A 1265-nucleotide genomic window follows, 5' to 3' on the forward strand; every position below is an offset into this window, starting at 1 on the left:
GGGTCTGCTGCACGATCAGGTGACAGTTTCGGTCACGCGGCCTGACTGGCCGGTGTGGTCATGATTGCTTCGAATTCGATCGGGGTCAACCGCCCGAGGCCGGACTGGCGGCGGCGCCGGTGGTAGGTGCGCTCGATCCAGGTGACGATCGCGATGCGGAGTTGTTCTCGGGTGTCCCAGCGGCGGCGGTCGAGCACGTTCTTCTGCAGCAGGCTAAAGAAGCTCTCCATGGCGGCGTTGTCGCCGGCGGCTCCGACACGGCCCATAGAGCCGACCATCTCGTGTTGATTCAAGGCGTGTACGAATTTCCTTGACCGGAACTGAGATCCGCGATCCGAGTGCAGAATGCACCCCGCGACATCTCCGCGTCGGGCTACCGCGCTGTGTAGTGCCCGGATGGCCAGTTGTGACTTCATTCGGGAGTCGATGCTGTAGCCGACGATCCGGTTGGAGAACACGTCCTTAATCGCACAGAGGTAGAGCTTGCCCTCACCGGTGCGGTGCTCAGTGATGTCACTGAGCCACAACTGATTTGGCCCTTCAGCGGTGAAGTCACGCTCGACAAGATCGTCGTGCACCGGCGGCCCGACTTTGCCGTTCTTGCCGCGTTTCTTACCAAACACGCTCCACAGTCGATTCTGCGAGCAGATCCGCCATGCGGTGCGCTCGGCCATCGGCTCGCCGGCATCGCGCGCCTCCTCCACGAGGTAGCGGTAGCCGAACTCCGGATCGTCTGCGTGCGCGTCGAACAGCGCATTGGCGCGGTAGGCCTCGATGAGTTCGGCCTCGGTGATGGGGTCGGCCAGCCAGCGGTAATACGGTTGGCGGGAGAGCTTGAGTACCCGGCACGTCACCGCGACGGGGATCCCGTCGGCGGCGAGCTCTTTCACGAGCGGGTAGACCCTTTTCCCGGCAGATTGGCCTGCGATAAATACGCTGCGGCCCGACGCAGCACCTCGTTCTCTTGCTCTAGCAGTTTGATCCGCCGTCGGGCTTCGCGCAGCTCACCGGACTCGCTGGCGCTCTTGCCGGGCTTGGTGCCTTCGTCGATGTCGGCCTGACGGAGCCATTTCTGCAGCGTCATCGGGTGCACTCCGAAATCGGTGGCGATCTGCTCGATCGTTACACCGTCATCGCGGTTGCGAGCGACCCGGACGACGTCGTCGCGGAACTCGCGGGGGTAGGGCCTTGCCATGGGGACATCCTTCCAGCCCGCCCATGCTGGGCAAGCCAACTCAGATGTCACCTATTCGTGCAGCAGACCC

At 63.3% G+C, this 1265-nt stretch carries 1 protein-coding gene; it reads right to left on the reverse strand.

The genetic code is table 11. From position 1 onward, the window contains the following. Positions 1-32 precede the first annotated feature (32 nt). Positions 33-1195 (reverse strand): IS3 family transposase gene (locus tag ACJH7A_RS30525; protein ID WP_099156389.1). Its coding sequence is split into 2 segments (ribosomal slippage): positions 33-908 and positions 911-1195, totalling 1161 coding nucleotides; the frame shifts between segments, so codons are not numbered across the junction. Positions 1196-1265 lie beyond the last annotated feature (70 nt).

The organism is Mycobacterium sp. SMC-17 (assembly GCF_045310915.1).
Lineage (GTDB): Bacteria > Actinomycetota > Actinomycetes > Mycobacteriales > Mycobacteriaceae > Mycobacterium.